The 1709-nt window shown below is 65.9% G+C and carries 1 protein-coding gene; it reads left to right on the top strand.

Annotated elements, in window-relative coordinates; genetic code table 11:
• Positions 1–1665: hypothetical protein (locus EB084_24805; GenBank protein NDD31485.1), on the top strand; the 1665-nt coding region annotated here is incomplete at its 5' end.
• Positions 1666–1709: the final 44 nt, after the last annotated feature.

Here is a 1709-nt window from a genome sequence, read left to right as displayed (position 1 = left end):
GGGCCGCTCGCGCTCGGATGCCCGCAGCAGCAGCAGGAGGAGGCGCAGCAGCTGGGGCTGCCGCCACCGCCATCGCAGCCGCCCTTGCCGCCCATCGACGGCGCGATCCAGAACGTGTCGGATGCGTTCAAGGCGATCGTGGCCAAGTACACGACCAAGGCGACCAACGGCACAGCGGGCACGTGCAACACGAGCTTCACGTCGTACTGGGCCATCCCAAGCGTCCAAGTCCCCTGGCCCGGCATCAACGCGAGCGCCACCAACCTGCTGCGCCGGCTGCTGGCCCCCTCGCTCTTCGCGCGCGGCAAGTCAGAGACGCTCATGCTCGTCTCGATCACCGCATGCAACGTCAAGCGCGACGGGCGCATTCTCAACGAGCACGTGACGAACGGCTGCGTCACCAGCAAGAAGGATCACTGCACGCCGATCCAGTCGCTCAGCGACGAGTGGAAGGCATACGCGACTCACATGAACGCGGTGGACCCGAGGCTCGAGATCACCATCGTCTCTCTGCCCGACGTCTTCGCGGCAGCTCTCGATGGAGTCGACCAGACGATGAGGGTCTCCACAATGACCGCGCCGCTCGCCTTCGGTATCCTCGCTTGTGTGCTGCGCAACGTGCGCTTCCTCTTGATCCCGCTGATCAACATCGTCGCGTGCTTGATGGGCACGACCATCGTCATGTACTTCGTCGCGAAGCACTCAGACGTCACGTCCCAAGCGCCCGCCCTCATGCTCGCATGTTCGCTTGCGATGTCGATCGACTATTCGCTCTTCCTGCTCACGCGCTTCCGCGACGAGCTCGTGGTGCGCAAACGGCCGCGGCGCGCCTCACAGCGTGCAGGTGCTCACCACGACGCCTCCCCTCCTTCCCCACAGGTGCGCAAACGGTCGTACCGCGCCGCGATCGTGACGATGCTCGAAACGTCAGGCCACACGGTCCTCGTCTCGGGAGTCACCCTCACCTTGTGCTTCCTCGGCATGCTGCTCATACCGGTCTCGACCATCTCGTCGCTGGGCGTCGCGTCGGCGGTCACGGTCGCCTTTGCGATCGCCATGGCGCTCATCTTCACGCCTACGATGCTCCTCGCCTTCCCCGCCTTTTTCACAGACGAATCCTACTACGGGTGCTCCTTTTCCGCCTGCCTGTGCGGCTGGTGGTGCCAGCTCTGCGGCGGCGGCGCCGCGCCCCCCGCGCCCCCTGTGGGGAACAGTGTGGGCAAGGCACCACCATACAACCAGCCATTCCTCGAGCCCGGCTCTTCGACGTCCTCCTCGCCCTCGCGCTCTCGTGAGCAAAGGCTCTCCGTGGACCCCGAGCGCATGACTGACGTGCTCGAGTCGCCTGCGCCCGATGCCGCCGTGCACACCGCGCCGGTGGCCTTGCTCGCGATCGCCGCCAAGCGCGCGCGTCGCGGCTGCTGGCCTACTGTCGGGGGCGCGGTCCAGAAGCCGTGGGCCGCCCTGCTGGTGCTCGGAGCACTCGGTGGCATCGCGGTGCCGTTCGTGATGCCACTCGCGTCGTCAGACCTGACGTACGTGGAGGGCGTGACGCCGTTGCTGCCGCGCAAATCCGAGACGACCGACAGTTTCCTCCAACTGCAGGACTCGTTTGGGGTGTCGCACGTCTTCCCCACGCAGGTAGTCACCATTGATCTCCCCTGATCTCCCCTGACTCGTTTGGGGCGTCCAGTGGCCACCGATTGCCA

Source organism: Pseudomonadota bacterium, assembly GCA_010028905.1.
Taxonomy (GTDB): domain Bacteria; phylum Vulcanimicrobiota; class Xenobia; order RGZZ01; family RGZZ01; genus RGZZ01.
The sequence above is the reverse complement of the archived record's forward strand: the minus strand, read 5'-3'. Positions and strand labels throughout refer to the sequence as shown.